Origin of the sequence: Herbiconiux ginsengi, from assembly GCF_900107435.1 — a bacterium.
Lineage (GTDB): Bacteria > Actinomycetota > Actinomycetes > Actinomycetales > Microbacteriaceae > Herbiconiux > Herbiconiux ginsengi.
On record NZ_FNPZ01000001.1, the window covers coordinates 380,250 to 406,121 of the forward strand.

The 25,872-nt window shown below is 69.9% G+C and carries 25 protein-coding genes and 3 tRNA genes; 9 read left to right on the plus strand and 19 right to left on the minus strand.

Going from position 1 to position 25,872, the window contains the following annotated elements; translation table 11 throughout:
• Positions 1-27 precede the first annotated feature (27 nt).
• The 11 genes from BLW00_RS01805 to tilS all read right to left on the minus strand — a co-directional run bounded on the left by BLW00_RS01805 (position 28) and on the right by tilS (position 9,555).
• Positions 28-732, minus strand: a complete 705-nt coding sequence (locus BLW00_RS01805) for a Rossmann-like and DUF2520 domain-containing protein (protein ID WP_092548323.1) — start codon at positions 730-732, stop codon at positions 28-30.
• Entirely contained in the window at positions 729-2,378 is a 1,650-nt protein-coding gene (locus BLW00_RS01810; RefSeq protein WP_092548326.1) for a PH domain-containing protein, read from the minus strand. Before BLW00_RS01810 ends, BLW00_RS01805 begins: the two co-directional genes overlap by 4 nt.
• On the minus strand, positions 2,375-2,839 hold the full coding sequence (locus BLW00_RS01815) for a PH domain-containing protein (RefSeq protein ID WP_092551816.1): 465 nt from the start codon (positions 2,837-2,839) through the stop codon (positions 2,375-2,377). Before BLW00_RS01815 ends, BLW00_RS01810 begins: the two co-directional genes overlap by 4 nt.
• Before the next feature lie 130 nt (positions 2,840-2,969).
• On the minus strand, positions 2,970-3,422 hold the full coding sequence (locus BLW00_RS01820; RefSeq protein WP_092548329.1) for a DUF3180 domain-containing protein: 453 nt from the start codon (positions 3,420-3,422) through the stop codon (positions 2,970-2,972).
• The gene (folK, locus tag BLW00_RS01825; protein ID WP_092548332.1) at positions 3,419-3,964 is read right to left on the minus strand and encodes a 2-amino-4-hydroxy-6-hydroxymethyldihydropteridine diphosphokinase; all 546 of its coding nucleotides are present in this window, start codon (positions 3,962-3,964) and stop codon (positions 3,419-3,421) included. Before folK ends, BLW00_RS01820 begins: the two co-directional genes overlap by 4 nt.
• On the minus strand, positions 3,961-4,350 hold the full coding sequence (gene folB / locus BLW00_RS01830; RefSeq protein WP_092548335.1) for a dihydroneopterin aldolase: 390 nt from the start codon (positions 4,348-4,350) through the stop codon (positions 3,961-3,963). The genes folK and folB overlap by 4 nt, the downstream gene beginning before the upstream one ends.
• Positions 4,347-5,150 (minus strand): dihydropteroate synthase, encoded by an 804-nt coding sequence (gene folP, locus BLW00_RS01835; protein WP_092548338.1) that lies wholly within the window; start codon positions 5,148-5,150, stop codon positions 4,347-4,349. The genes folB and folP overlap by 4 nt, the downstream gene beginning before the upstream one ends.
• Positions 5,147-5,788: a GTP cyclohydrolase I gene (gene folE, locus BLW00_RS01840; protein WP_092548341.1), complete on the minus strand. Its 642-nt coding sequence runs from the start codon at positions 5,786-5,788 to the stop codon at positions 5,147-5,149. The genes folP and folE overlap by 4 nt, the downstream gene beginning before the upstream one ends.
• 8 nt (positions 5,789-5,796) lie before the next feature.
• A complete protein-coding gene (gene ftsH / locus BLW00_RS01845) occupies positions 5,797-7,809 on the minus strand; it encodes an ATP-dependent zinc metalloprotease FtsH (RefSeq protein WP_092548344.1) in 2,013 nt (670 codons plus the stop codon).
• Positions 7,810-7,930: 121 nt separating this feature from the next.
• Positions 7,931-8,485, minus strand: coding sequence for a hypoxanthine phosphoribosyltransferase (gene hpt / locus BLW00_RS01850; protein ID WP_092548347.1), 555 nt, complete (start codon positions 8,483-8,485; stop codon positions 7,931-7,933).
• A 14-nt stretch (positions 8,486-8,499) separates the two neighbouring features.
• Entirely contained in the window at positions 8,500-9,555 is a 1,056-nt protein-coding gene (gene tilS / locus BLW00_RS01855) for a tRNA lysidine(34) synthetase TilS (RefSeq protein WP_092548350.1), read from the minus strand.
• Between the two features lie 88 nt (positions 9,556-9,643).
• Between tilS and ppa the strand changes: the two genes are divergently transcribed.
• The gene (gene ppa / locus BLW00_RS01860; protein WP_092548353.1) at positions 9,644-10,138 is read left to right on the plus strand and encodes an inorganic diphosphatase; all 495 of its coding nucleotides are present in this window, start codon (positions 9,644-9,646) and stop codon (positions 10,136-10,138) included.
• 362 nt (positions 10,139-10,500) lie between these two features.
• Here the strand turns inward: ppa and BLW00_RS01865 are convergent, their stop codons facing one another.
• Positions 10,501-11,766, minus strand: coding sequence for a M23 family metallopeptidase (locus BLW00_RS01865; protein WP_092548356.1), 1,266 nt, complete (start codon positions 11,764-11,766; stop codon positions 10,501-10,503).
• A gap of 10 nt (positions 11,767-11,776) precedes the next feature.
• Positions 11,777-13,045 carry a M23 family metallopeptidase gene (locus tag BLW00_RS01870; protein ID WP_092548359.1) on the minus strand — a complete coding sequence of 423 codons (1,269 nt, stop codon included), beginning with the start codon at positions 13,043-13,045 and terminating at the stop codon, positions 11,777-11,779.
• Between the two features lie 177 nt (positions 13,046-13,222).
• On the opposite strand from BLW00_RS01870, the gene BLW00_RS01875 reads away from it, so the two are divergent.
• The 3 genes from BLW00_RS01875 (at position 13,223) to BLW00_RS01885 (ending at position 13,592) form a co-directional block, all read left to right on the plus strand.
• A tRNA-Glu gene (locus BLW00_RS01875) sits at positions 13,223-13,295 on the plus strand.
• Positions 13,296-13,366: 71 nt separating this feature from the next.
• Positions 13,367-13,443 (plus strand) — tRNA-Asp (locus BLW00_RS01880).
• A gap of 76 nt (positions 13,444-13,519) precedes the next feature.
• Positions 13,520-13,592, plus strand: a tRNA-Phe gene (locus BLW00_RS01885).
• 159 nt (positions 13,593-13,751) lie between these two features.
• On the opposite strand, the gene BLW00_RS01890 is transcribed toward BLW00_RS01885, so the two are convergent.
• Entirely contained in the window at positions 13,752-14,774 is a 1,023-nt protein-coding gene (locus tag BLW00_RS01890; protein ID WP_175494090.1) for a LacI family DNA-binding transcriptional regulator, read from the minus strand.
• A 195-nt stretch (positions 14,775-14,969) separates the two neighbouring features.
• Between BLW00_RS01890 and BLW00_RS01895 the strand changes: the two genes are divergently transcribed.
• The 5 genes from BLW00_RS01895 to BLW00_RS01915 all read left to right on the plus strand — a co-directional run bounded on the left by BLW00_RS01895 (position 14,970) and on the right by BLW00_RS01915 (position 20,589).
• Positions 14,970-16,034 carry an ABC transporter substrate-binding protein gene (locus BLW00_RS01895; RefSeq protein WP_092548365.1) on the plus strand — a complete coding sequence of 355 codons (1,065 nt, stop codon included), beginning with the start codon at positions 14,970-14,972 and terminating at the stop codon, positions 16,032-16,034.
• A 115-nt stretch (positions 16,035-16,149) separates the two neighbouring features.
• Positions 16,150-16,986 (plus strand): ABC transporter ATP-binding protein, encoded by an 837-nt coding sequence (locus BLW00_RS01900; protein WP_245741202.1) that lies wholly within the window; start codon positions 16,150-16,152, stop codon positions 16,984-16,986.
• A gap of 2 nt (positions 16,987-16,988) precedes the next feature.
• Complete coding sequence (locus BLW00_RS01905; protein WP_092548372.1) at positions 16,989-18,653, plus strand: ABC transporter permease; 1,665 nt, start codon at positions 16,989-16,991, stop codon at positions 18,651-18,653.
• A gap of 32 nt (positions 18,654-18,685) precedes the next feature.
• The gene (locus BLW00_RS01910) at positions 18,686-19,384 is read left to right on the plus strand and encodes a purine-nucleoside phosphorylase (RefSeq protein WP_092548375.1); all 699 of its coding nucleotides are present in this window, start codon (positions 18,686-18,688) and stop codon (positions 19,382-19,384) included.
• Complete coding sequence (locus BLW00_RS01915; protein ID WP_175494091.1) at positions 19,381-20,589, plus strand: adenosine deaminase family protein; 1,209 nt, start codon at positions 19,381-19,383, stop codon at positions 20,587-20,589. The genes BLW00_RS01910 and BLW00_RS01915 overlap by 4 nt, the downstream gene beginning before the upstream one ends.
• 130 nt (positions 20,590-20,719) lie before the next feature.
• Here the strand turns inward: BLW00_RS01915 and BLW00_RS01920 are convergent, their stop codons facing one another.
• The 5 genes from BLW00_RS01920 to BLW00_RS01940 are packed head-to-tail and all read right to left on the minus strand — an operon-like array spanning position 20,720 to position 25,845.
• The gene (locus BLW00_RS01920) at positions 20,720-21,496 is read right to left on the minus strand and encodes a creatininase family protein (protein ID WP_092548381.1); all 777 of its coding nucleotides are present in this window, start codon (positions 21,494-21,496) and stop codon (positions 20,720-20,722) included.
• Positions 21,493-22,974 (minus strand): amidohydrolase, encoded by a 1,482-nt coding sequence (locus BLW00_RS01925; RefSeq protein WP_092548384.1) that lies wholly within the window; start codon positions 22,972-22,974, stop codon positions 21,493-21,495. The genes BLW00_RS01920 and BLW00_RS01925 overlap by 4 nt, the downstream gene beginning before the upstream one ends.
• A complete protein-coding gene (locus tag BLW00_RS01930) occupies positions 22,971-23,726 on the minus strand; it encodes a glutamine amidotransferase (protein ID WP_092548387.1) in 756 nt (251 codons plus the stop codon). The genes BLW00_RS01925 and BLW00_RS01930 overlap by 4 nt, the downstream gene beginning before the upstream one ends.
• Positions 23,723-24,754: a LacI family DNA-binding transcriptional regulator gene (locus BLW00_RS01935; RefSeq protein WP_092548390.1), complete on the minus strand. Its 1,032-nt coding sequence runs from the start codon at positions 24,752-24,754 to the stop codon at positions 23,723-23,725. The genes BLW00_RS01930 and BLW00_RS01935 overlap by 4 nt, the downstream gene beginning before the upstream one ends.
• A 44-nt stretch (positions 24,755-24,798) precedes the next feature.
• Positions 24,799-25,845 (minus strand): LacI family DNA-binding transcriptional regulator, encoded by a 1,047-nt coding sequence (locus BLW00_RS01940; RefSeq protein ID WP_092548393.1) that lies wholly within the window; start codon positions 25,843-25,845, stop codon positions 24,799-24,801.
• Positions 25,846-25,872: the final 27 nt, after the last annotated feature.

Sequence of the window (25,872 nt, forward strand, 5' to 3'; positions counted from 1 at the left end):
CCATGGGGCGCGACCGCCAGATCGATGCTACTCGGGAACCGTGCCACCCGTGCGCGCCAGCGCGTTCTCCACCGAAGACCGCATGAGCGGGGCGAGCACCCGGCCCGGCCGTTCGATGCCGATTCCGGCGAGCAGACCCGCCGCCTGATCGACGATCGCGGTCGAGAAGGTCGTGGCCGTCTCGATGGCCTCGGCGTAGGCGGCACGATCGCTCTCGGCCACCACGACCGGCTCCCCGCCCATCTCCACCACGAGGGCCTGGGCGATCGGCAGCACGGGAGTCGGCGCCGTGACGGCGAAGTAGGTTCCGGCCAGGCGCGCCAGGTCGACGCTCGTTCCGGTGAACGCCATCGCCGGATGCACCGCAAGGGGGATGACGCCCGCCGAGCGGGCCGGCGCGAAGACCTCCGCACCGAACTCCGGTGCGGTGTGCAGCACCAGTTGCCCCATCTGCCAGGTTCCAGTCTCGGCCAGGCCCGCGATGAGCGACCCGAGCTCCGCCGACGGCACGGCCAGCACCACGAGCTCGCTGCGCTCGACGAGCTCTGGGATGGTGAGGATGGGCACGCCCGGCAGCATCGCGTCGGCTCGCTCCCGGCTCTCCGCCGAGATGGCGGCGACGCCCACGATCGCGTGCCCCGCCCCTGCGAGGGCGGCCCCGATGACCGGTCCGACCCGGCCGGCGCCGATGATGCCGACACCGAGGCGTCCGGTGCGTTCAGCCGGTCTCATGAGGTCTGCCCTTCTGCCCAGCGGTGCGAGTGGTCGGTGGCGCCGGCCTCGACGACCTCGGCCGACCAGCGCCCGAAGGCCGCCGTGCCCCCCGCCCGATCGGCGACTCCGAGTGTCGCCCGCACCGGCCCCGCGACCGTGTGCACGGTGAGTTCGACCAGGTCGAGCATCCGTTGCACCGGTCCCTGCGAGATGCGCAGACTCTGCACCCGCGCCAGTGGCACGACCGTGAGATGGCGCCAGACGAAACCCGAGCGCAGCAGGATGGCGTCGTCGGTCTGGGCGAAGCCCGTGCGCTTCCAGGAGAGCGGTCGCAGCGGCCAGGCCCGCCGGGGGGCATCCGTGAATCCCGCCCCCGACTTCGCCACGAGCCCAGCGAGCAGGAGTTCACGCGTGTGTTCTCCCGCGAGGCCCGGGAGAAGCAGGCCGAGCACCTTGCGCACGTCGTCGACGGTGCCCACGGGCAGCATGAGCGTGCTGGTCTGCGCCGAGCTCTGACCAGCCGCTCCCGCGCGGTTGATGCGGATCATCCACCATTTCGCCGGTCGCCAGAGCAGCGGCTGGCTCACCTCGATGGCGTGGATGCGGCCGGGCGGCAGGGTGTCGTTGCTGGTGGAGAGCAGACCGTAGCCGATGCGCACGCCGTCGGCGGTGCCGGCGATGCTGAAGCGCAACGACTTCGTGAAGCGGTTGAAGTAGTAGCCGATGGCGGCGAGGATGCCCGGCAGGATCAGGAAGATGAAGAACTCGCGCCGCCCGAGCAGCGACATCACCACGATCAGCACCGCCACCACGACGAGCACCACGGTGAAGCCGCTCAGCACGAGCGAGAGGATGAGACGCCCGGGCGGGATCTTCACCACCGACTCCGGCGGCGCCAGCGCGGGGTCGAGTTCGGGAGCGAGCAGTTCGCGCATCCGCTGGTTCACGACGCCGGGAACCACGCCCGGAACTACGGACGCCGCGGCGGCACCCGTGGCCACTGCCGCGTTCGCGACATCCGGGCCCGCCGCCGCCGCACGCGCCCCCGAGGCCAGCACCAGCACGTCGTGCCGCAGCCGGTCGGTCTCAGAGCCGCGCAGGTAGGCCAGCTGCACCTTGGCGTCCTGTCCGGCGACACTGATGTCGAGCTTCGCCGCGCCGAACAGGCGGGCGAAGATCGGCCGGCTGATCGCCACGCCCTGGATGCGGTCGAGCCGCGCCCGCCGGTGCGTGCGGAACAGGATGCCGCTGCGCACCTCCACCACGTCGTCGCCGACCCGGAACGTGTGCATGCGCCACGAGGCGTAGAAGCCGACGATGCCGACAACGAGGCCCGCGATCACGATCAGGATCGCCCAGCCGAGTTGGCCGCGTTCGTAGGCGGTCTGCAGGGGGTCGCCGGGGAGATCCGGGGCGCCGAAGATCCAGTCGACCAACCGCTCGCGGAAGTTCGCCAGCACGAAGCCGAGGATGGCGACCAGCACGATCCCGCCGCGCAGCAGCGGGGTGGCCGGATGCAGGCGGTGCCACTGCCCGTCGGTGAGGTCGGTGGCCCCGGCCGACGCGATGGGGTCAGGCGGCAGGGACTGCCCGGCGGAGGCGGTGGGCGGCACGGGCGGCATGCCCGGCTCGGCCGGCGTGCCGGGCACGCGCGGCTCGCTCACAGCCCGACGCGGCGGGATTCGGCCAGACCCACCAGGTGGTCGCGGAGCGCGTTCGCCTCCTCGTCGACGAGCCCGGGGATCGATACCCCGGTCGAGGCCGCCGCCGTCACGAACTTCAATTCGGCCAGGCCCAGCGCGCGGGCGACGGGGCCGCGGTTGATGTCGATGAGCTGCATGCGGCCGTAGGGCACGGAGACCACGCGATGGAACATGATGCCGCGTTTGAACACGAGGTCGTCGGAACGCAGCTGGTAGCCGATCGAGCGCACCCGCCGGGGCGCCAGCACGAGGGTGATCATGCCGATCACGATGGCCACCCCGAGCGCCCACCAGCCGAACCAGGTACCCACCACGATGAAGACCACGGCTATGGCGCAGAGCACGAGAGCACTGATGATGCTCGACACGATCTCGACGCCGAGGTATTTCGGGCTCACGCCGTGCCACACGCCCTCGATCACGAGGCGGCGCGATCCGGCGTCGGATCCCGGTGCGGCAGCAGGCGCCGGTGCGTCTGCAGGGGGCGCCGCGGTCGCGGGCTCAGGCGCGTTCAGCGGGGCGATCCGGTCGTCAGGGCTGGACACTCGATGCTCACTTCGCGTCTGGTTCGTCGGGAGGCAGGGTGCACAGGCGTTCGGCCACGAGCCCTGCCGTGAGGAGCACGGCCCCGGCCAGCGCGGCGGTGATCCCCGGCCACAACGAGCCTACATCGGCCACCACGGGGCGGGTGAGGAGAAAGGCGATGACACCGATGCCGAACCCGGCGATCAGGCCGCCGACGAGAGCGGAGGCCTTCGCGAGCACCACGATCCGCATCGCCCGGAACGGGTTGATCCGGGTCTTCGAGGTGCCCCGGATGGCGCGGCGGATCGGAATCGCGAGTGCCACCACGATCACGGCGGCGGCCACCAGCGTGATCGCGAGCGTGTAGGGCGGGATGAGCACGGGCTGCCCCGTGGCCGCCAGCGTGACCTCGAGCACGAACCCGGCGGCGATCCCGACCACCCCGAAGATGATGACGGTCACCGGATGCGTGTGCCTCACCGCGCCTCCCCCGCATACGGTCGCAGCGTGGTCTGCGGGATGCTCCGTACGAGCTGGTCGACCCGGCCGCGCTTCGGGAGCACGGCGTCGGGATCGATCTCGAGCCAGGGCACGAGAACGAAGTCGCGCTCCGCGGCTCGGGGGTGCGGCAGGGTGAGACGCTCGGTATTGCGCACGACCGAGGCGAAGGTCACGATGTCGACGTCGAGCGTGCGGTCTCCCCAGCGCTCGGCGCGCACGCGCCCGTACTCGTGCTCGATGTGGTTCACCACGCCGAGCAGCTCCTCGGGGTGCAGGCTGGTGCGGATGAGGGCGACGGCGTTGAGGTAGGCGGGCGCATCGGGATCGACGCCATCCGGCTTCACCGCCGTCGTCTCGTAGAGCCGCGAGACGGCTGTGACCTCGATGCCGGGGGTGGCGCGCAGGTCGTCGAGGGCGCCGAGGATCGTGGCCTCGCGGTCGCCGAGGTTGCTGCCGAGGGCGAGCACGGCCGGAAGGCGGATGATCCGGCGGTCGACGCTGTCGATGGGGCGGGCGTTCATGCGATGGGAACCGATCTCGATCTCGTGATGCTGATGCTGACGTCGGCGAACGGAACGGTGATGGGGGCGTCGGGTTTGTGCACCACGACGCGCACCCGCTGCACGGGGTCGTTCGCCAGCACGACGCCGGCGATCCGTTCGGCGAGCGTCTCGATCAGGTCGACCGGGTCGGTCGAGGCCGCCTCGGTGATGGCCACGGCGAGTTCGCCGTAGTGCACGGTCTGCGCGAGGTCGTCGGAGCCGGCCGCTCCGGCCGTGTCGAGCCAGAGCGTGACGTCGATGACGAAGCGCTGCCCCTCGCTGCGTTCGAAGTCGAACACGCCGTGGTTGGCGAAGACCTCGAGCCCCGTGAGGGTGAGGGAGTCGAGCTCGTGCCCGTCGGTCATCGTGCCCTCCCTCTGGCCCAGGCGTCGGTCACGTCGAGGGCCGCGCGGGTTCCCGACACGTCGTGCACGCGCACCCCCCAGATTCCGTTCTGCGCGGCCAGCGCCGCGATGACGGCGGAGGCGAAGTCGCGCTCCCCCAACTGTGCCCCACCCGGCATCAATTCTCCGATGAATCGCTTGCGCGAGGCGCCGATCAGCACCGGCAGCCCCAGCTTCTGCAGTCGGTCGAGGTGGGCGAGCACCGTCCAGTTGTGCTCGCCGTTCTTCGCGAAACCGAGGCCCGGATCGACGATGAGTCTGTCGGGCGAGACCCCCTTGATGATCAGTTCGGCCACCCGGTACTCGATCTCGCCCACCACCTCGCCCACGACATCCGTGTAGCGGGCCTGATCGTTCATCGAGTCGCTGGGGCCGCGCCAGTGCATCACCACGAAGCGGGCGCCGGATTCGCGCACCACGTCGTCCATCTCGGGGTCGGAACGGCCCCCGGAGACGTCGTTCACGATCTCGGCGCCCGCCTCGAGTGCGGCGGCGGCGGTCGACGCGTTCATCGTGTCGATGCTCACCGTGATGCCGCGAGCGACGAGTTCGCGCACCACGGGGAGCACGCGGCGCTGCTCCTCCGAGATCGCCACCCGGGCGGCGCCGGGACGCGTGGATTCGCCGCCGACGTCGACGATGTCGGCTCCCCTCGAGACCATGCCCACCGCGTGCCGCACCGCGGCGTCACGGTCGAGCCAGAGTCCGCCGTCGCTGAACGAGTCGGGGGTGACGTTGAGGATGCCGAGGATGCGCGTCACCGCTCGTCGCCCCCGCCGTGCTCGTCGCTCCGGGGCGCGGCGATGAGGGCCGTGATCTCGGCGCGGGCAGCCGGCTCGACCAGCGTGCCGCGCGCGGCCAGGGTGAGCGTGGTGCTGCGGGTCTGCCGTGGGCCACGGGCGCTCACGCAGCCGTGTTTCGCATCCACGACCACCAGCACGCCTCGGGCGCCGAGGCCGCGCTCGATGGCGTCGGCGATGTCGTCGGTGAGCCGCTCCTGCAGCTGCGGGCGGGAGGAGGCGGATTCGACCACCGACACGATCGAGCCGAGGCCCGCGATCCGGTCGCTCGGAACGTAGGCCACGTGCACGACGCCCTCGAACGGCAGGAAGTGGTGTTCGCAGATCGAGCGGAATGTGATGTCACGGATCAGCACGGGCTGATCGCCGGACTCCGTCGCCGCGCCCGGACCCCCGGGCGCCACCTGTTTGACGGCCGGGGCCGCGAACACCGAACGGAGGGCGCGAGCCGGATCGTCGCCGACACCGCCGAACAGCTCGGCATACAGCTCGGCGACCCGGCGCGGGGTCTCGAGCAAGCCCTCGCGCTCCGGGTCTTCCCCGATCGCGGCGAGGATCTCGCTGACCGCGGCCTCGATCCTCTCTCGGTCGACGGACACGTCGCGCCCTACGCGGTGGCGGGGCGGGGCTTGATTCGCGGAGCGCGCTTCGGCTTCGCCTCGGGCTCAGGATCGGAGTCGACTCCGCCGTCGACGGCCTGACCGTCGATCGGGGCCTTCTGCGAGGGGAACGCCACGGGCGGCAGCGTCGACACCGGGCGGTGCTCGCTCGAGAGCCACTGCGGCCGGAGCGGCAGCTTCTTGACGCCCTGGAAGATCTCGGCCAGCTCGTCGTGGTCGAGGGTCTCCTTCTCGAGGAGTTCGGCGGCCAGCTTGTCGAGGATCTCGCGGTTGTCGTTCAGCACCTGCCATGCCTCGTCGTGAGCCGCCTCGATGAGGCCGCGCACCTCGGCGTCGACCTGCTGGGCGAGGCTCTCGGAGTAGTCGCGTTCATGACCCATGTTGCGGCCGAGGAACATCTCGCCCGAGGCGCTGCCGAGCTTGACGGCCCCGAGCGTGGCGGTCATGCCGTACTCGGTCACCATCTTCTTGGCCGTGCCGGTGGCCTTCTCGATGTCGTTCGAGGCACCGGTGGTGGGATCGTGGAACACGACCTCCTCGGCGACGCGCCCGCCCATGGCGTAGGCCAGCTGGTCGAGCAGTTCGTTGCGGCTCACCGAGTAGCGGTCTTCGAGCGGCAGCACCATCGTGTAGCCGAGAGCGCGGCCGCGGGGCAGGATGGTGACCTTGGTGACCGGGTCGGTGTAGTTCATCGCCGTGGCCACCAGGGCGTGGCCGCCCTCGTGGTAAGCGGTGACCAGCTTCTCCTGGTCGCGCATGATGCGAGTGCGGCGCTGCGGGCCCGCGATGACGCGGTCGATCGCCTCGTCGAGGGCGCGGTTGTCGATCAGCTGGGCGTTGCTGCGCGCCGTGAGCAGCGCGGCCTCGTTGAGCACGTTCGCCAGGTCGGCGCCGGTGAAACCGGGCGTCTTGCGGGCCACCACCTCGAGGTCGACCCCGGCGGCGAGCGGCTTGCCCTTGCCGTGCACCTCGAGGATCTTCTTGCGCCCGTTCAGGTCGGGCGCATCCACGCCGATCTGGCGGTCGAAACGGCCCGGACGCAGGAGCGCGGGGTCGAGGATGTCGGGACGGTTCGTCGCGGCGATGAGGATGACGTTCGTCTTGACGTCGAAGCCGTCCATCTCGACCAGCAGCTGGTTGAGCGTCTGCTCGCGCTCGTCGTGACCGCCGCCCATGCCGGCGCCGCGGTGGCGGCCGACGGCGTCGATCTCGTCGATGAAGATGATGGCCGGGGAGTTCTCCTTGGCCTGCTGGAACAGATCGCGCACGCGGCTCGCGCCGACACCCACGAACATCTCCACGAAGTCGGAGCCCGAGATCGAGTAGAACGGCACGCCCGCCTCACCCGCGACCGCGCGGGCCAGCAGCGTCTTACCAGTTCCGGGAGGGCCGTAGAGCAGCACGCCCTTCGGGATGCGGGCACCCACGGCGAGGAACTTGGCCGGCTCCTTCAAGAAGTCCTTGATCTCCTCGAGCTCTTCGAGCGCCTCCTCGGCACCCGCGACGTCGTCGAAGGTGACCTTCGGCGACTCCTTGGTGACGAGCTTGGCCTTCGACTTGCCGAACTGCATGACGCGGTTTCCGCCACCCTGCATGCCCGAGAGCATGAACCAGAAGAACGCGCCGATCAGGATGATCGGGAGCAACAGGCCCAGAGCCGAGAGGAACCAGTTGGTCTGCGGAACCTGGTCGTTGAAGCCGTCGGAGGGATTCGCATCCGTCACCGCTGTCACGACCTCGGTGCCGCGCGGGGCGACGTAGTAGAACTGCACCTTCGAGCCGTATTTGTCGTCGGGGTTGGTGAGCGTCATGTCGACCCGCTGCTCACCGTCGATGATGGTGGCTTCGGAGACCTTGCCGCTCGAGAGGAACCCGAGACCCTCCTGCGTGGTCACCTGCTGGTAACCGCCGCCGGTGAGCAGGCTGAAGCCGATCCACAGCGCGATGGCACCCAGGAGGATGTACGGAATGGGAGATCGGAAGATGCGTTTCGCGTTCATGTCTCTTCATCGCTTCGGTGCCGAAGGGGTCGGCACGGGTGCTTTAGTCGTGGTGCAAGGGTACCCGCCGCGGACTGAGCGCCGCCTCCATGTTCCCCGTGGGCGTAACGAGTGTTCGCCCTCAGGAGTAGACGTGCGGAGCGAGCACCCCGATCGACTTCAGATTGCGGTACTTCTCGGCGTAGTCGAGGCCGTAGCCCACCACGAAGGCGTTCGGGATGTCGACCCCCACGTACTTCACGTCGAGCTCCACCTTCACGGCTTCGGGCTTGCGCAGCAGCGCGCAGATCTCGACCGATTCCGCCCCGCGCGTGCGGAGGTTCGCGAGCAGCCACGACAGGGTCAGCCCGGAATCGATGATGTCTTCGACGATGAGCACCTTGCGCCCCGTGATGTCGGTGTCGAGGTCTTTCAGGATGCGCACCACGCCGCTGGACTGCGTGCCCGAGCCGTACGACGACACCGCCATCCAGTCCATCGTGAGATGGATGCGCAGGGCCCGCGCGAGGTCGGCCATCACCATCACCGCGCCGCGCAGCACGCCCACGATCAGCAGATCGTCGTCGTCGCCGTAGTCGGCCTCGATCCGCCGGGCGAGATCGGAGATGGTCTCCGCGATCTGCTCCTCGCTGAGAAGCACCTCGGTGATGTCGGACTCGATGTCCTGGATGTCCATGCGACCCTTTCCGTTCAGGCCCGCGAGAACTCGACGCGGCCGCCCTGCCGCACCACTCTAATCCCTGGCAGGTCGACGCCTTTCTGCCCGTGCCAGTCGGTCACCAGAGCGGCCACCGCGAGGGTCTGCGTGCGCGAGAGCGAGACGCCGAACTCGCTGTCGACGACGTAGCGGATGATGCGATTGCGCAGCGCCGCCGGATTCGCGGCCAGCGCGCCGGCCGAGATCGCGATGCCTGCTTCGGCGTGCTCGACCAGGTCTTCGATCGTCTCGATGGCCATGTCGTGCAGCGTCTCGTCGTCTTCGCGAAGCTGCTCGGCGGTGCGGGCGAGCGCCTCGGCGATGCCGGGGCCGAGTTCGCGTTCGAGCAGCGGGAGCACGGTGCTGCGCACACGCACGCGGGTGAACTCGCGGCTGGCGTTGTGCGGGTCGTGCCAGGGGTCGAGACCGGAGTCGGCGCAGAACTGCTCCGTCTGCGCGCGCCGGATGCCGAGGAGCGGACGGATGCGGGTGCCCTTTGCCACTCCATTCGTCACCTCGTGCGGGTGGTGCGGATCGGCGTCGGCCGGGCCGCTCATCGGGGCCATCCCGGCCAGGCTCGCGGCACCGGCGCCGCGGGCCAAGCCGAGGAGCACGGTCTCGGCCTGGTCGTCGAGCGTGTGGCCGAGGAGTACCGCGCGGGTTCCGGTGGCCTCGAGAGCGGCGTCGATGGCGGCATAGCGGGCGCTGCGCGCCGCGGCCTCCGCGCCGCCCGTGACCGAGGCGGCACCCGTGGCGACCTCGACCCGGGTGACGAGCACGGGATCGAGGCCGAGAGCGTGCGCCTGACCGGCCGCCCGCTCGGCCACCGCATCCGACCCCTCCTGCAGTCCGTGGTCGACGATCACCGCACCGGCGCGCACGCCCGCACGCGGCGCTTCGAAGGCGGTGGCGGCCGCGAGGGCCAGCGAGTCGGGGCCGCCGCTCAACGCCACCAGCACGTCGGGCGACCCGGCGGCCTCGAGCGCGGCGCGCACGGCGCGGCGGACGTCGGCGATCGCGGGCGTGAGGCGCGGTCGGCGCTCCTCCATGTGCATCCAGTAACGTTATTGCAGTTTCGCGGCGGCGTTCTCGCGCCGCCTTGCCAACCGACACCGCCAGACACGAGGGAGCACCACCATGGCCGAGTACGACGTCGTCGTCGAGATTCCCAAGGGAAGCCGCAATAAGTACGAAGTCGACCACGAGACCGGTCGCGTCTACCTCGACCGCGTGCTCTTCACGAGCTTCGTCTACCCCACCGACTACGGGTTCTTCGAGAACACCCTCGGCCTCGACGGCGACCCCGTCGACGCGCTCGTGCTGCTCGAGTACCCCGTGTTCCCGGGTGTGGGTGTGAAGGTGCGCCCCGTCGGCGTGCTCAACATGAGCGACGAGGCCGGCTCCGATGCCAAGGTCGTCGTGGTTCCCCACAAAGACCCGCGCTGGGCGCACATCCAGGACATCTCGGATGTTCCGGAGCAGACCCGCAAGGAGATCGAGCACTTCTTCGCCCGTTACAAAGACCTCGAGCCCGGCAAGTGGGTCAAGATCGACGGCTGGGGCGACGCCGCCGAGGCCGAGGCCATCGTCGAGGCCGGCTTCAAGAAGCTGGCCGAAGAGGGCTCTCACTAGCTGCCTCGGGCGCCGTGCTTCGCGCGGCGTCCTCGGGCGTCGCCGGTCCCTGCCCGGCGCCGAGCGACATGCTCGCGTGCGGTCGCAAGGCGGCCGCGCGCTCACCCTGGGTCATCGAAAAAGGCCCGCAGCTTTCATTGCACGTCCCGAGACTATTGGGACGCGATTAGAAGGCTTCGGGCCTTTTTCGACGACCCAGGGTGAGGCCGAGGCCGCGATAGCGACCTCAGCCGAACATGTCGCCTCGCGCCGCAGAAGCGGCGGCGCGAGCAATAAGGGCCCGCCCAGCCGAAGGCCGGGCGAGCCCGAAGGGTGGCGGGGCGGTACCCCGATTTGGGTGCCCTCGACGGGCGGTACTCGCGTTAAAAGTTCACGAAGTTGCGGGGGTTCTGGGAGACCCCGTCGACGCGGGTCTCGAAGTGCACGTGGCAGCCGGTGGAGTTGCCCGTGGTGCCGGCGCGGGCGATGAACTCGCCGCCACCGACATCCTGACCGCGGCCGACGCCGAGCGAGCTGTTGTGGCCGTAGACGGTGGTGACGCCGCCGCCGTGGCTGATGGTGACCGAGTAGCCGAGACCGCCGTTGTAGCCCGCCTGGATGACGGTGCCGGCGGCCGAGGCGTAGACCGGCGCCCCGCAGGTGCCACCGCCCCCTTGCACCAGGTCGATGCCGGCGTGCAGACGGTAGCCGCCGTCGACGGGGTTCACCCGCATTCCGTATTCGTCGGTGATACGCCAGGAGGAGAGCGGGGCGCCCCAGCCTCCTGAGGAGGGCGGGGGCCCACCGCCCGCGGCCGCGGCGGCGGCTGCCGCTGCCGCGGCCGCCGCTCGCGCCGCTTCTTCGGCCTTGCGCCGCTCCTCGACGCCCTTCTCGTATTCGGCGACCGTCTTGGCGGTCGCCGCCTGGAGGGCCGCGAGCTGCGCGTCGAGCACGATCTTCTGCGCCTCATGCTGTGCCAGGAGCGCCTCGGCGGCCGCTTGCGCCTCGACCGAGGCCTCGAAGGCCTGCTGCGCCGCGATCTTCAAGGCCTCGAGCTCGCCCTCCGCGATCTCGGCCTGCTTGGTCAGCGACGTGGCCGTGTTGCGATCCTGCGCCGCCTGCTCGTAGAGCTGTCCGGTCTTCTCCGAGAGCTTGCTCATGGCGCCCAGCTGGTAGAGCAGGTCGTCGGATTCCTCGCCGGAGAGGATGAGGCTGAGCGTGAGGTCGCCGCCGCCCGCCCGGGTGAACTGGGTGATGAGCTGCCCTGCCTGCGCATTGGAGGCATCCGCTCGTGTCGTGGCTTCCGCTGCCTGCGACGCCAGCTGATCGGCCCGGAACACCGCCGTGTCGTACTCCTCTTGCGCGAGGGAGTACTCGTCGGCCTTCTGCCGGGCGAACAGCTGGGCCGCCTCGACCTCCTGCTGGGCGGTGTCGATGAGCGCTCTGATGTTCGCGACCTCGGAGCTCTTCGCCGATTCGCTGCCGCGCGCGGCCAACACGTCTTCCCACGACGGGTAGTCGACCGCCGACGCCGACTCGGCGCCGCGGAGCAGGTCGACCGCGAGCAGCCCCGCGGCCAGCGCCATGCCGGCCAGAAGCCTCGGCACGGCCCGGCGCGGAGATCGTGCGGGTCGGGTGTCGATGCTCATTCGTTCTCGCCTATCCGAACTCGATGCCCTGCGCGGCCATGAACGGGCGCGGGTTGATCGCGGTGCCGTTCTGCCGCACCTCGAAGTGCAGGTGGCATCCGGTGGAATTGCCCGTGGTGCCGGCCAGCGAGATGGGCTGGCCCACCTGCACGTAGTCGCCGACGCCCACGAGGAGCTGGGTGTTGTGGCCGTAAGCGGTGGCGATGCCGCCGCCATGGTCGATCTGGATGAAGTTGCCGTAGCCGCCGTTCCAGCCGGCGAAGTTCACGAGGCCCTCGGCGGCCGCGTAGACGTAGGCGCCGCAGGTTCCCCCGGCATACACCAGGTCGATGCCCGAGTGCAGGCGGTAGCCCCCGTCGACGGGATTGACACGCATCCCGTATTCGTCCGACGAGAACGACCCCGGGAACGGACTCGCCCATCCGCTCGCGGCGATGAAGGGCAGAGTCGGCAGTCCGGCGGCCGCGGCGGCTCGAGCGGCCTCGGCACGAGCCTGCACGCCCTTCTGGTAGTCGGCCTCGGTGGCGGCCCGGTTCTCCTGCAGCACCTGCAGCTGGGCCTGTAATTCGACCTGGTGGTCTTCCTGCTCCTGCAGCGCCGACTCTGCAGCCTGCTGGGCGGCGACCGCCTCGTCGCGCAGGCGCTGGGCCTCGTCGGCCAGCCCCCGCAATTCGTCGCGCGCGACCGTGGCCTGCGCCGTGAGCGCGGTGGCGGTGTTGCGGTCCTGTTCGGCCTGCGCATAGATCTGCGACGTCTTCTCGGTGAGCTTCGACATCGCGCTCAATTGGTAGAGCAGGTCGTTCGAGACCGTGTCGCCCCCGACGAGGAGGTTGAAGGTGAGGTCGTTGCCACCGGTGCGGGCGAGCTGGGCGGCGAGCTGACCGGCCTGCTTGTTCGAGGCATCCGCTCGGGCCGACGCATCGGAGGCCTGGGCCTCGAGTTGGGCGGCCACGAAATCGGCCGTGTCGTATTTCTCCTGCGCCGCCTGGTATTCGGTGCCGCGCTGGGTGGCGAGAGCCTGCGCCGCGGCGACCTGGGCGTTCATCGACTCGATGAGGCCTTGGATGCGCGCCACTTCGTCGTTCTTCGCCGCCTCGTTCGCCTGGGCGTTCTTCACGTCGTCCCAGCTGGGGTAGTCGTCGGCGTAGGCCGGGTCCGAGAGTACGCCGGCGGACACCACGAGGAGCACCGTGGCGATCATCGTCGACACCGCGGTGCGGATGCGTCGGGGGGCGTTCCGCGATTTCCCGCGGCCCCCGGCCTTCTCGGTGGTGCTCATACTCCTGGTACTGCTCTTCCCCTGGACGACTTCGCATCCGTCACATCTGTCACAGTGCTTCCGGCGAATCTAACGCGCGGGCGTGCAGAATGCACGGACATTCCCGTGGTTGTGCCCAACTCGTCACCGATTGGCGACTGCGCGGGGGATGTGGCATACTCGATGAGTTGTCGCCGCGGCCCCATCGTTTAGCGGCCTAGGACGCCGCCCTTTCACGGCGGTAGCACGGGTTCGAATCCCGTTGGGGTCACAAGCTCTGGCAAGAAGGCACGTGGTCACGAACCAGGGGTCGGCAACACATACAATAGGAACACCAAGTAAGGCCCTGTAGCGCAGTTGGTTAGCGTGCCGCCCTGTCACGGCGGAGGTCGCGGGTTCAAGTCCCGTCAGGGTCGCCAGGCGCGAAGCCCTTCCACATCGGAAGGGCTTTTCGCTAGAGCGGCGCAGTGCACTCATCTGCATCGGCGCCCGCTCGGCTCTGTAGCTCAGTTGGTAGAGCGCACGACTGAAAATCGTGAGGTCACGGGATCGACGCCCGTCGGAGCCACGGGAACCCTCGCCTAGCTTCTACATGGCGGGGGTTTCTTCTTTTCCGGCGGCCCACCTCTCGTCGTTCCAGTTCACGGCAGCAATCGCCGAGTCGATGCGCGCGGTCATCACGGTGACGCTCAGCGTGTCGGCTCCGTGAGCCGCCTTCCGGGGGGGGTCAGCCCCTCGCCACCGGGCCGGTCGAGCCGCGCACGATCATCTCGACCGGCAGGGCGACCGATTCCACCCCTCGCATGCTGCCCGCATCGAGTCCCTCGATCAGCAGCTGCGCCGAACGCCGGCCGATCTCGAGCATGTCCTGCCGCACCGTGGTGAGCCCCGGAGTGATCACCCCGGCGATGTCGACGTCGTCGAAACCGACCACCGACACGTCCTGCGGCACCCGGAGACCCGCCTCGTGCAGTCGGCGCATGGCTCCGACCGCCATGTAGTCGTTGCAGCCGAAGACCGCCGTGAACTCCACCCCCTGCGCCAGGAGCTCGTCGATCCGGTCGTAGCCCGACTGCACTTCGAAGTCTCCGTGCACCACGACCGCGTCGGGGAACGACTCGCGGATTCCGGCGACGCGTTCGATGGTCGAATGCAGACCGGCGAAGCCGGCCACGATGACAGCCCGGGTGTGGCCGAGGTCGCGCAGGTGGCGACCCAGCTCGCGGGCGCCCGCGGAGTTCAGCGAGGTCACCGACGGAACCCGGCTGAGCCCCGCCACCCCTTCGTCGGCCAGCACGATCGGCGATGAAGACGCCGAGATGCTCATAAGCTCGTCGGTGGGCGAGATCTCGCGGCTGGCGGTGTAGATCAGCCCCTCGATCGACCGGGTGCGCAGCAGATTGAAGTAGCGCTTCTCGCGTCGAGGATCGCTGTTCGACGTGCTGCAGATGATGAGGCCGAAGTCGTGCTCGTTCGCCATCTCCTCCACCCCGCGCGCGATGCGCCCGAAGTACCAGTGCGAGATGTCGGGCACCGCCAGGCCGATCATGCCGCTCCGGCCCGATTTGAGCCGCCGCGCGCCGGCATCCGGAACATAGCCGAACTGGTCGATCAGACCCCGGATGCGCAGGGCCGTCGCGCTGCTGACCGGCCGCTTTCCCGAGAGGGTGTGCGACACGGTGGTCATGCTCACGCCGGCGGCAGCGGCGATCTGCTGCATCGTCCAGGGTTTCGGGGAGGCGTCGTCCACCGGTTCAGAGTAGCCGACAATGCAAAACGACTTGCAATCAATGAATCCAACGATCCGTGGGGCTTTACACAGAGGTAACAGGGCGAAATCGGCTGGAAACAGTGTGCCCGTATTGTCGTGCCCACACCAAGACGCAAAACGGTTTGCTTCGAGCATCCTCTTCCGGCTCCATCCCGATCGCCTCAAGGAGAACTGATGACCTTCCGCCTCACCCGCCGCCGCAGCATCCGCGCTGCCGCCACCGCCACCGCCTTCGCCGCCTCGGTCGCCCTGCTGGCCGGCTGCGCCGCGTCGTCGAGCGGCGACACCGCCGACGGCGGGAGCGACGCGCTCACCCCGCTCACGCTCCAGACCTCGTGGATCCCCCTGGTGCAGTTCGGCGGCAGCTACGTCGCCGACAAGGAGGGCTACTACGAGAAGAACGGCGTCGACGTCGACATCCTCCCCGGCGGCCCCGATGTCGACTCGATGGCCGCCGTGGTCTCCGGTCAGGCCGACATCGGTATGGGCAACGCCGACACGGTCGCCCGCGCCAACGAGCAGGGCGCCGACCTCGTGATCATCGCCGCCGGGTTCCAGAAGAACCCCCTGGCCATCCTCTCCAGCCCCGACAAGCCCATCGCCGACCCCAAGGCCATGGAGGGCATGAAGATCGGCGTTCCCTCGGGCGACGAAGCGGCTCAGGACGCCATCATCGCCGCCAACGACGTCGACGCCTCGAAGGTCACCTCGGTTCCGGTGGGCTTCGATGTCGCGCCGCTCGTCTCGGGCGAGGTCGACGGCCTGTGGGTGTTCTACTCAGAACAGCCCATCGCCTACGAGGAGGCCACGGGCAAGGAGGGGACCGTGTTCCTCACCGCCGACTACGGCCTCGACGTCTACGCCCAGGTCTACGCCGTGAAGAAGGAGACCCTCGAAGATCCCGACAAGAAGGCCGCGATCGAGGGCTTCCTGAAGGGCGAGATCGAGGGCTGGCAGAACTACGTCGCCGACCCCACCGAAGCCGTCGACCTCACCGTCAACGACTACGCGAAAGACGGCGGACTCACCATCGAGGAGCAGACCAAGCAGGCCGAACTGCAGATGGACCTGCTGGTGACCGACGAGACCAAGGAGCACGGCCTGCTCTGGATCTCGGATGACGGCATCCAGAAGAACATCGCTACGCTCGCCTCGCTCGGCATCACCGGCGCCGACGAGTCGCTCTTCGACACCTCGCTGCTCGAAGACGTCTACGCGGGCAAGAACACCATCGAGTAACCCCTCCCCCCTCTTCGCGACCCGTCGATTTTGGCCCTTCCCAAGCAGTTTTTGGGGCTGAAATCGACGGGTCGCCAGGAGGATGCACCCGCACCAACGAACCACCGGAGGCTCCGTGAACGGCTCAGGCTTCACCCTCACCAACCTGACGAAGGTCTACTCCTCGAAGAAGAGCGACGTGCTCGCCCTCGACGACATCTCCCTCGCCGTGCCCGAAGGCTCCTTCACGGCTCTGCTCGGTCCTTCCGGCTGCGGCAAGTCGACCATCCTGCGCATCCTCGCCGACCTGGAGTCGTATTCGGCCGGGGAGGTCACGATCCACGGCGAGAGCCCTGCCGCCATCCGTAAGGCCCACCGCCTGGGGCTCGCTCTGCAAGACCCGTCGCTGTTGCCCTGGCGCAGCGTGCGCGACAACATCCGTCTTCCCGGGCAGGTCATGCGCACCCCGATCCCGAAGAAGCGCATCGACGACCTCATCACCCTGGTGGGTCTCGACGGCTTCGCGGATGCGCGGCCGGCCCAGCTCTCGGGCGGCATGCGGCAGCGGGTCGCGATCGCGCGGGCGATCGTGGCCGAACCCGAGATCCTGCTGCTCGACGAACCCTTCGGCGCGCTCGACGAGATCACCCGGCAGCGGATGAACGAGGAGCTCCAGAAACTCTGGAGTGCGACATCCGCCACCGCTCTGCTCGTGACCCATTCCATCTCGGAGGCCGCCTTCCTCGCCGACCGGGTGATCGTGATGTCGCCGCGCCCCGGCCGCATCGTCGGCGACCTCACTCTCGACTTCCCCCGCCCCCGGCGGCGCGAGCTGCTCTCCACCCCCGAGTTCCACGCCGTCTGCGACCAGCTGAGCTCGATGCTGCACGCCGGCACCGACCACGGCGACGACGACGCCGACGACCTGCTGAGCGACGGCGAACTCGCCTCCATCGCCCCGCGGGGAGTCTGAGGATGTCGGCCACCACCGCCTCGGGCACGGGTCGCGAGGCTCTCCGGGCCTCCGCGATCGCCACGGAACGCGCTCGCGCCGGCCGGGTCGCCCGCCGCTCCGCCATCAGCGGCTGGATCACCACGGTGATCGTGAGCCTCGTGCTGCTGGTGCTGTGGGAGGTCGCCGCCGACCTGTGGCTGACGCGCCTGGGCGTGCTGGCGTCTCCGACCGCGATCGTGCAGAGCCTGATCGAGAATCCGCAGCTCTACTGGGGCGCGTTCACCACGACCGCGTGGATCGCCGTGCGCGGGTGGTTCTGGGGCAACCTGGCCGCCATCGCCGTCGCCATCCTCTTCGTCCAGGTGCCGATCTTCGAGTCGCTGTTCCTGCGCCTGGCGCTGGCGCTGTTCTGCCTGCCGTTGGTCGCGGTGAATCCACTGCTGCAACTCACCTTCGATCCCGACACGGCGAAGGTGGTGCTCGCAGCCCTGTCGGTGTTCTTCACCACGCTCGTCGGCACCATGCTCGGCCTCCGCTCGGCCGACGGCGGTCCGCTCACCATGGTGACGGCCTGGGGCGGGCGCAGCATCAGCTCGCTGCGGTTCGTGCGACTGCCCTCCGGCACGCCCGCCATGCTGACGGGCCTCCAGATCGGCGCAGCGGCGGCCGTGCTCGGCGCCATCTTCGGGGAGTTCATCGGCGCCAAGGCCGGGCTCGGCGTGCTGCTCATCAACGGCCTGATGTCGCTCGACCTGGCACGGGTGTGGTCGGTGGCGCTGCTCGCCACGATCATGGCGGCGGTGCCCTACGGGCTCTTCGGCCTGCTGCGCCGCTGGCTCACCCCGTGGTCGGCGTCGATCTCGAACGCGCAACAGCTCTCGACACCGAAGCGCGGCTCGGTGGCCGGCCGCCTCGCGAGCGCCGTGGCCTGGACCATCGGCTCCATCGCGGTCATCCTGCTCGCCTGGTGGGCCTATCTGATCGTGTTCGACATGTCGCCGTTCGTCGGCAAGAGCCCCGTCGACGTGCTGAACTACCTCTTCGCGTCCGAGGATGCCGCGGCCAACCGCCAGGTGATGCTCGACGCCCTCGACGTCACGCTCGTGCATGCCGGCGTCGGCTATGTCGCCGGCCTCGTGATCGGGATCGCCATGGCCGTGGCCTTCGTGACCTTCCCCGTGGTCGAGCGGGTGCTCACGCCGCTCGCGGTGGCGCTCCGCTCCGTGCCGATCATCGTGCTCATCCCCGTGCTGATCCTCGCGCTCGGCCGGGGTCTCGGCGGAGTGGTGGCCATCACCGCGATCGTCACGTTCTTCCCCACGCTCGCCAACACGCAGGGTGGCCTGAAGCGTGTGCCGAACGACGCCTTCACCCTCATGCGCAGCTACGACTCGTCGACCTGGTCGACGCTGTGGCGACTGCAGCTGCCCTACACGCTGCCGGCGATCTTCGCGTCGGCCCGCATCGCCGCCCCCACCGCCGTGCTCGCCGCGACACTGGCCGAGTGGCTCGCCACCGGCGACGGGCTCGGGCACGTGATCGTGAGTTCGCGCGCGCACTCCGACTACACCGGGCTCTGGGCGGCAGCCGCCATCCTCACCGCGGTCTCGCTCGTCTTCTACAGCCTCGTCAGCTGGGCGGAGCGGGTGGTGCTGTCGCGCTACGCGCCGTCGCAGATCGGCTGAGAACCATCCCACCCCGTTCGAGAGGAACCACGATGGCAACACCCCACATCGGCGCCGAACCGGGCGACTTCGCCCCCGACGTGCTCATGCCAGGAGACCCGCGCCGGGCGAAGCTCATCGCCGAGACGTTCTTCGACTCCCCTCGCCTCGTCACCGAGGTGCGCGGCATCCTGGGCTACACGGGCACCTTCAACGGCAAGCCCGTGTCGGTTCTCGCCTCGGGCATGGGCATGCCGTCGATGGCGATCTACTCCACCGAACTCGCGCGCTTCTTCGACGTGAAGCGGATCGTGCGGGTGGGGACGATCGGCGGCATCGCGCCGTACCTGCAGCTCGGCGACGTGATCGCGGCATCCGCCGCCCATACCAACTCGGCGATGACCAGCGAGTGGGTGCCGGGCGTGACGCTCAGCCACGCGCCCGACTTCGCGCTGCTGCGCAAAGTCGTCGAGCACGGCGAGACGACGGGAAAGCGGCTGCACGTGGGCCCGCTGTTCACCACCGACAGCTTCTACAACCCCGACACGACGCTGGTGCCCGGGCTGCTCGAGTACGGCACGATCGGCATCGACATGGAGGCGGCGGGTCTCTACGCCGTCGCCCGCAAGGAGGGGTTCGATGCTCTAATGGTGGGCACCGTGAGCGACCTGCCGGGGGCGGAGATGACCGCGGCCGAGCGCGAGGCGACGTTCGAGAACATGGTGTCGTTCGGGCTGGCGGCATTCCAGTGAGCGGCGCGGAGGCGACATCCGCTTCGCCCGCGCCTGTGGTGCCGGTGTTCGAGGGGTATCCGCGCTGGTCACAGCCGTCGGAGCCGTATGCGACGTTCCCCAAGGTGACGTTGCACGATCACCTCGACGGTTCATTGCGGCCCGAGACGCTCATCGAGCTCGCCGGCCGCCAGGGCGTGACGCTGCCCTACGACGACCCCGAGAAGCTCACGAAGTGGTTTACCGGCGAGATCACGGTGCCCACGATCGAGAACTGGGACGAGAAGTTCGGTCTCACCACCCGCGCCATGCAGACCGAGGAGTCGATCGTGCGGGTCGCCCGCGAGTGGGTGCTCGAAGCCGCGGCCGACGGCGTCGTCTACGGCGAGACGCGCTGGGCGCCGGAGAAGCACATCCTGGGTGGCCTGCCGTTGCGGGTCGCGGTCGAAGCGGTGGCAGCGGGTCTGGCCGAAGGCGAAGCGCTCGTCGCAGCAGCGGGTGGGTCGATCCGCGCGCGGCAGCTGATCTGCGGCATGCGCACGTCGACGCTGAGCTACGAGATCGCCCGCCTGGTGGTCGACACGTACGGCGAATGGGGCGGAAGCGTGGCCGGGTTCGACCTCGCCGGAGCCGAGGACGGGTTCCCCGTGCGCCACCACCTCGACGCCACCACATTGCTCGAGCGCGAGGGCATCCCCTTCACCATCCACACCGGGGAGGCCGACGGCGAGCACAGCGTGTGGGAGACCGTGCACCTCGCCCACGCCCTCCGCCTCGGACACGGGGTGCGCGTGATCGAAGACGTCACCCTCGACGGGCGACCGCTGGGTGTCCGCACCGCGGTGCGGGATGTCGCCGCGGCGCGCGCTGCCGGCCCCGCCTCCCTCCGGCTCGGCCGCACGGCGCAGTGGGTGGTGGATCGGCGCATCCCGCTCGAGGTCTGCGTCACCTCGAACGCCGGGGGCGTGGTCGACGGCGTCGCGAACCATCCGATCGACCTGCTGCGCGAACTCGGGTTCACGGTCACCGTGAACCCGGACAACCGGGGCATGTCGACCACCTCGATCAGCGCCGAGATGCGCACCATCGAGGCCGAGTTCGGCTGGGGGCCCGAGGAGTTCGCCGAGGCCGAGTTCGCGGCCGTGGAGGCCGCGTTCCTGTCACGGCGCGAGCGCGAGGCCCTGCACGACACCGTCGAGGCGGGCGTCGAGTCCTTCGTGCGCTGACGCCGGCCCGGCGCACCCCGCCGCGCCCCTCCGTTCGGGAGGACACTCGCGCCCGCGGCACGTTCGGGAGGACCGCCGGTCCTCCCGAACGGCGGCCGTCCTCCCGGGCGATGGGCCGGGAGCCGCGAGGTCAGGGGCGCGGGAGCGACGCCACGAAGTCGGCGAGCACCGCGAGCGAGGCCTCGACGGTGGCCGTCAGGATGTCCTCCCCCTTGGCCGCGGTGGCGGACGACGGATCGCCGAACACGCCCGACTCCGAGAACGGGTGCAGCTGCATCGGCCGCGTGCCGAAGTCGCTCGGGAATGCCGGATACGACGACACGTAGCGATCGGTGCGCACGGTTCCGGGGGCGATCGCGAGCATGAGCGACGTCTCGACCTCCTCGGCGTGGTTGAGCCCGGGCGCCGCGGCGGCACTCTCGCGCACCCGATCGATCGCCGCGTCCATGCCCGGGTAGTCGAGCGCGATCGCCGGCAGAACGCCTTCGTCGTTCAGGAGCCGCACCGCCGCGTAGAGCGGCTGGCGGTTGCCCCAGTCACCGTTCACGATCACGAGCCCGCGCGCGCCCGATCCGACGAGCGCCCGCCCGATGTCGACCGCGATGGCCGTGACGGTGGCACTGGACAGCGACACCGTTCCCGGATACCCGGCGTTGTTCCACGTGTCGCCGTAGTGCACCGGCGGCAGCAGAACGGCATCGAGTCGCATCGCCAGCCGCCGGGCGACCTCGGCGGCCGTCGCCGTGTCGGTGCCGAGGGGCAGCTGCGGCCCGTGCTGCTCCAGCGCCCCGAACGGCAGCAGGGCCAGCCCGGATGCCGCGCTCGCACGGTCGCCGGGTGCCGCCGCGGCCGACCGCGCGAAGTGGGCGGCGACGTCGGTCCACGGAGTCGAATAGGCCTCGATCACGGCGCGTACTCCTGGATGGACCCCCGCGAACGATCGGTCAGCTCGGGGATGCGCCGGGTCAGCTCCTCGGCCGCGGCATCCGTGTCGATCGTGGTGAGGCGCCCGTTCTCGACCACGATGCGCCCGTCGACCAGCACCGTCGTCACGTCGCTCGACTTGACGCTCAGCACGAGAGCCGCGGCGAGGTCGTGCATGGGCTGCAGGTGTGGTTTGCGCACGTCGATCAGCACGATGTCGGCGCGGTAGCCCGGCAGCAGGGCGCCGAGGGAGTCCTGCAGCCCGAAGGCGGCTGCGCTCTGCCGGGTGGCGATGTCGAGAGCGTGCGCCGAGGTGAGCCAGGTGGCGTCGAGCAGGGCGTCCTTCTGCTTGAGCGAGAGCATCCGCAGGCTCTCGAGCACGTCGAGGGTGTTGTGCGAGGCGGGTCCGTCGGTGCCGAGACCCACCGTGATGCCGGCGTCGTGCAGCATCCGCACCGGAGTGGTGGTGTGCGCATGCTTCATGTACACCTTCGGGCAGGATGCCACCGCCACGCGGTCGGCGTAGGGCACGAGCCACTCGAGGTCGCTCTCGACGATGCCGGCGCCGTGGGCGATGATCGCGCCGGTCTCGAGGATGCCCGTGTCGTGCAGCACCTGCACCGGGGTGACGCCACGGCCGGCGAGGCTCGACTCGGTCTGCCCCCGGCTCTCGGCGGCGTGGATGTGCGTGCGCACCCCCAGCCGCCGGGCGTGCTCGGCGGTCGTGGCGAGGTCGGCGTCGTTCACGGTGTAGGTCGCGTGCGGGCCCATCGCGGTGGTGATGCGGCCGCCGGCGGCGCCGTTCCAGCGCTCGGCGAAGGCAGCGGAGCGCTCGAGCCCCGCCTGACCCTCCGACGAGAAGAAGGTCGACGCCAACAGCGCGCGGGCGCCGCTCGCCTCCACCACCTCGGCGATCCGGTCGGTCGAGAAGTAGTGGTCGGCGAAGTTCGTGACGCCGGCGAGCAGCATCTCGCCGATCGCGAGCTGCGCGCCGAGCATCACGTCGCGCTCGGTGAGGTTCACCTCCATCGGCCAGATGTGCTTGTTGAACCACTCGTTCGTCGGCACGTCTTCGGCCGAGCCGCGGAACATCGTCATCGGCGAGTGCGTGTGCGAGTTCATCAGGCCCGGGATGGCGACCTGCCCGTGGGCGTCGATCACCGCGGCCTGCGCGAGCACGGCCACCTCGACCTCGGCGGTCGGCACGATCCAGACGATCGCCCCGCCCCGGATGCCGATGGCGTGATCGGCGAGGAACGTCGCAGTACCGCGTGCGGCCGTATCCTCGCGCGGCAGCTCGGGATAGCCGGGCGCCGGGCGGGTGGTGTGGGTGAGCACGGTCGCGTGCGTGATCACGGTGTCGACCGTGTCGGAGCCGCTCGCGACGGTCACCGAGTCGGCGTGCGTGCCGTCGTCGATCACCGGGTCGTGCTTCGTGCGGGTGCCTCGCGAGTCGGTCATGCGAGTTCCTCTCCGGCCAGCCAGCGTACGGTGCGGTCGAAGAGCCGTCCGTAGCCCTCCCACTCCACGAACCCGGGAGGCGCCCAGTGCGGTGCGACGTCGGAGGTGAACGCGGCCGAGCGCCCCGCGCCGTAGTCGTCGACGACGAGCAGCGGATGCCCGGCACAGCTCGCGAGCTCGGTCGCCGTCTCGCGCACCGTCACCTCGTTGAGGCCGAGGAGATTCGGCCAGGTTCCTGTGAGCCCCGCGGTGATCGGATGCTCCGTCTCGGTCTGCGGGGCCGCGCCCGCCGCGAGTTCCACGCGGTCGTCACGGTCGAGCACGCCCACGGGAAGCGCCGCGGCGAGCGGGGTGCGCCCCCAGCGCGCCTTCGCGTCGATGCCGGAGAACGTCATGTAGCCGCCGGCCATCAGCAGGCCGCCGCCGTGTTCGACGAAGCCGCGCAGCGCATCCGTTCGATCGGGCTGCTCCTCCGATCGGCCGAAGGTGGCCGGTGGCAGCTGGAAGGTGTTCGCCCCCACGTCGGAGACCACGATCACGTCGGCCACGGCCCGCAGCTCCTCGGGCGTGCTCGGCACGCGCGAGGAGATCTCGTGGCACGGCACGTGGGTCACCTCGTGGCTTGCCGCGCGCAGCGCCGCCACGAACTCGACGCCGCCGAGCGTGAACTCCGAGGTCGTGAAGGAGTCGAACCCCTTCTGGTGGATCGAGTGGACGAACCAGGATTCGCCGAGGAGGAGCACTCGCGTCACGGGCGGTCCTTTCTGGTAGAGGAGGGAGGAGGAGGCGGGGCGGTGCTCGCACGCACGACGAGCTCGACGGGGCACGGCGGAACCGGAGACGGGGCGTCGCCCGCCACGAGCTCGAGCAGCGTCTGCACGGCCTGCCGGCCGATCTCGTCGACGTCTTGCCGAACCGTGGTGAGGGCGGGCGAGATGCGGCGGGCGAGGGCGACGTCGTCGAAACCGACGACCGAGACATCCGTCGGCACCGCGAGACCGGCCGCGCCGAGCGCATCGACCACGCCGAAGGCAGCCAGGTCGTTCGAGGCGAAGATCGCGGTGGGCAGCGGATGCCGCGCCGCCCGCTCGGCCGTGCGCGAGAACGCGGTCTCCTCGCTGAAGTCCCCGCTCAGGACCTCGGCGTGCGGGAACACCGCGCAGAACCCGGCGACCCGCTCCTCGGCCGAGCGCAGCCCGCGCGGACCGGCGAGCACCGCGACCGAGCGGTGCCCGAGGTCGCGCAGGTGCTCCCCCGCGAGTCGCCCGCCCTCGCGGTTGTCCGATGCGACCAGCGGGATGCCGTCGAGCCCCTCGACCCATTCGTCGGCGAGCACGATCGGGAACGAGCGCGCCAGCTCGGCCAACTGGTTGTCGCGCCTCAGGGCGCCAGCCACGTAGATCAGCCCATCGATCGACCGGGAGCGCAGCAGGTTGAAGTAGCGCGCATCCCGGGCCGGCGCACCGTTCGAGCTGCTGAGCACGACCCCGTAGTCGTTCTCGTCGGCCGCGCGCTCGACCGCCACCGCGAGCCGGCCGAAGAACGGGTCGGAGACATCCGGCACCACGAGCCCGAGCATGAACGTCTTGCCCGCCTGCAGCGTGCGGGCAGCCGAATGCGGCACGTAGCCGAGGGCGTCGATCGCGGCCTGGATGCGCTCGGCCGTCTCGGCGTTCACCGGCCGCTTCGCCGAGAGCGCGTGCGACACCGTGGTCATGCTCACCTGCGCTACCCGGGCGACGTCTTTGATCGTCGCCGAGCGCGGGCGTTCCGAGGTCATGGCAGAACTCTAGCCATACCCAAAACGTTTTGCACGTCGATTCCTCAACGACGGGTGGAGGCGCCGGGAACGAGCTGGGGGGCGAGGCTGACCCTGCGGGCGACACGGTCCCCGGGCCGGGCGCCGGCGTCGATCAGCAGGCGCACCGCCTCCCTCCCCATCTCCGGCCACGGATGCCGCAGACTCGTGATCGTCCGATCGCCGGGAGCGGCCGGAGCGAGGTCGAGCAGGCTCGCCACCTGCACCGCCTCGGGAACACCCACCCCGCGCATCCGCAGCACGGCGAGCACTCCGGATGCGACGTCGTCGTTCGCGCACACGATCGCGTCGGGCCCGCCCCACGACGCCCGCCCCGTTCCGGCTCCTTCCGAACGCACCGCTCTCGCGGCGATGCGTTCGCCCGCCCGGATGCCCCCCTCGAGCACCGCGGGGGTGACCTCGGCCACCGACACCTCGACCTGCGCCGACTCGGCCGCGGCCCGGAGCGCACGGATGCGCCGGGCGTCGGCCGTCACGGTCTCGTCGAGTCCTACGATCACGAGGCTCCGGGTCTCCTGCGCGATCAGGTGCGCGATGAGCATGCCGGTCGCGCGGTCTTCATCCAGGCCCACGGAGTCCGACTGGTCGGTCTCGACGAACCGTCCCACCTGCACGATCGGCACGGCACCGGCGGCCTCGATCGACTCCCGGCTGGCCTCGAGCGACGGCGGGCAGATGATGATGCCGTCGACGCGGCGTGCGATCAGCGACTCGACGTTGTCGCGGTCGTGCACCGCATCGGGCTCGGAGTAGCGCAGCACGAGCGACATGTCGTTGCGCTCCAGTCCGTCGCTGACCGACTCGATCAGCGCCGACAGGAAGAACGTGGTGTAGCGCGGCAGCACCAGCCCGACGGTCTCGGTGCGCTGGAGCCTCAGGGCGCTGGCCACCGCATTCCGCCGGTAACCGAGCGAGCGGCTCGCTTCACGCACCTTCCGCTGGAGGTCGCCGGAGACCGGCCGCGCCCCCGAGAGGGCCCGCGACGCCGTGGCGACGCTCACCCCGGCGCGTTCGGCGACATCGGCGAGAGTCGGTTGTGCTGATGCGTCCACCCCGCCAGGTTAGAACAGAATCGGCAA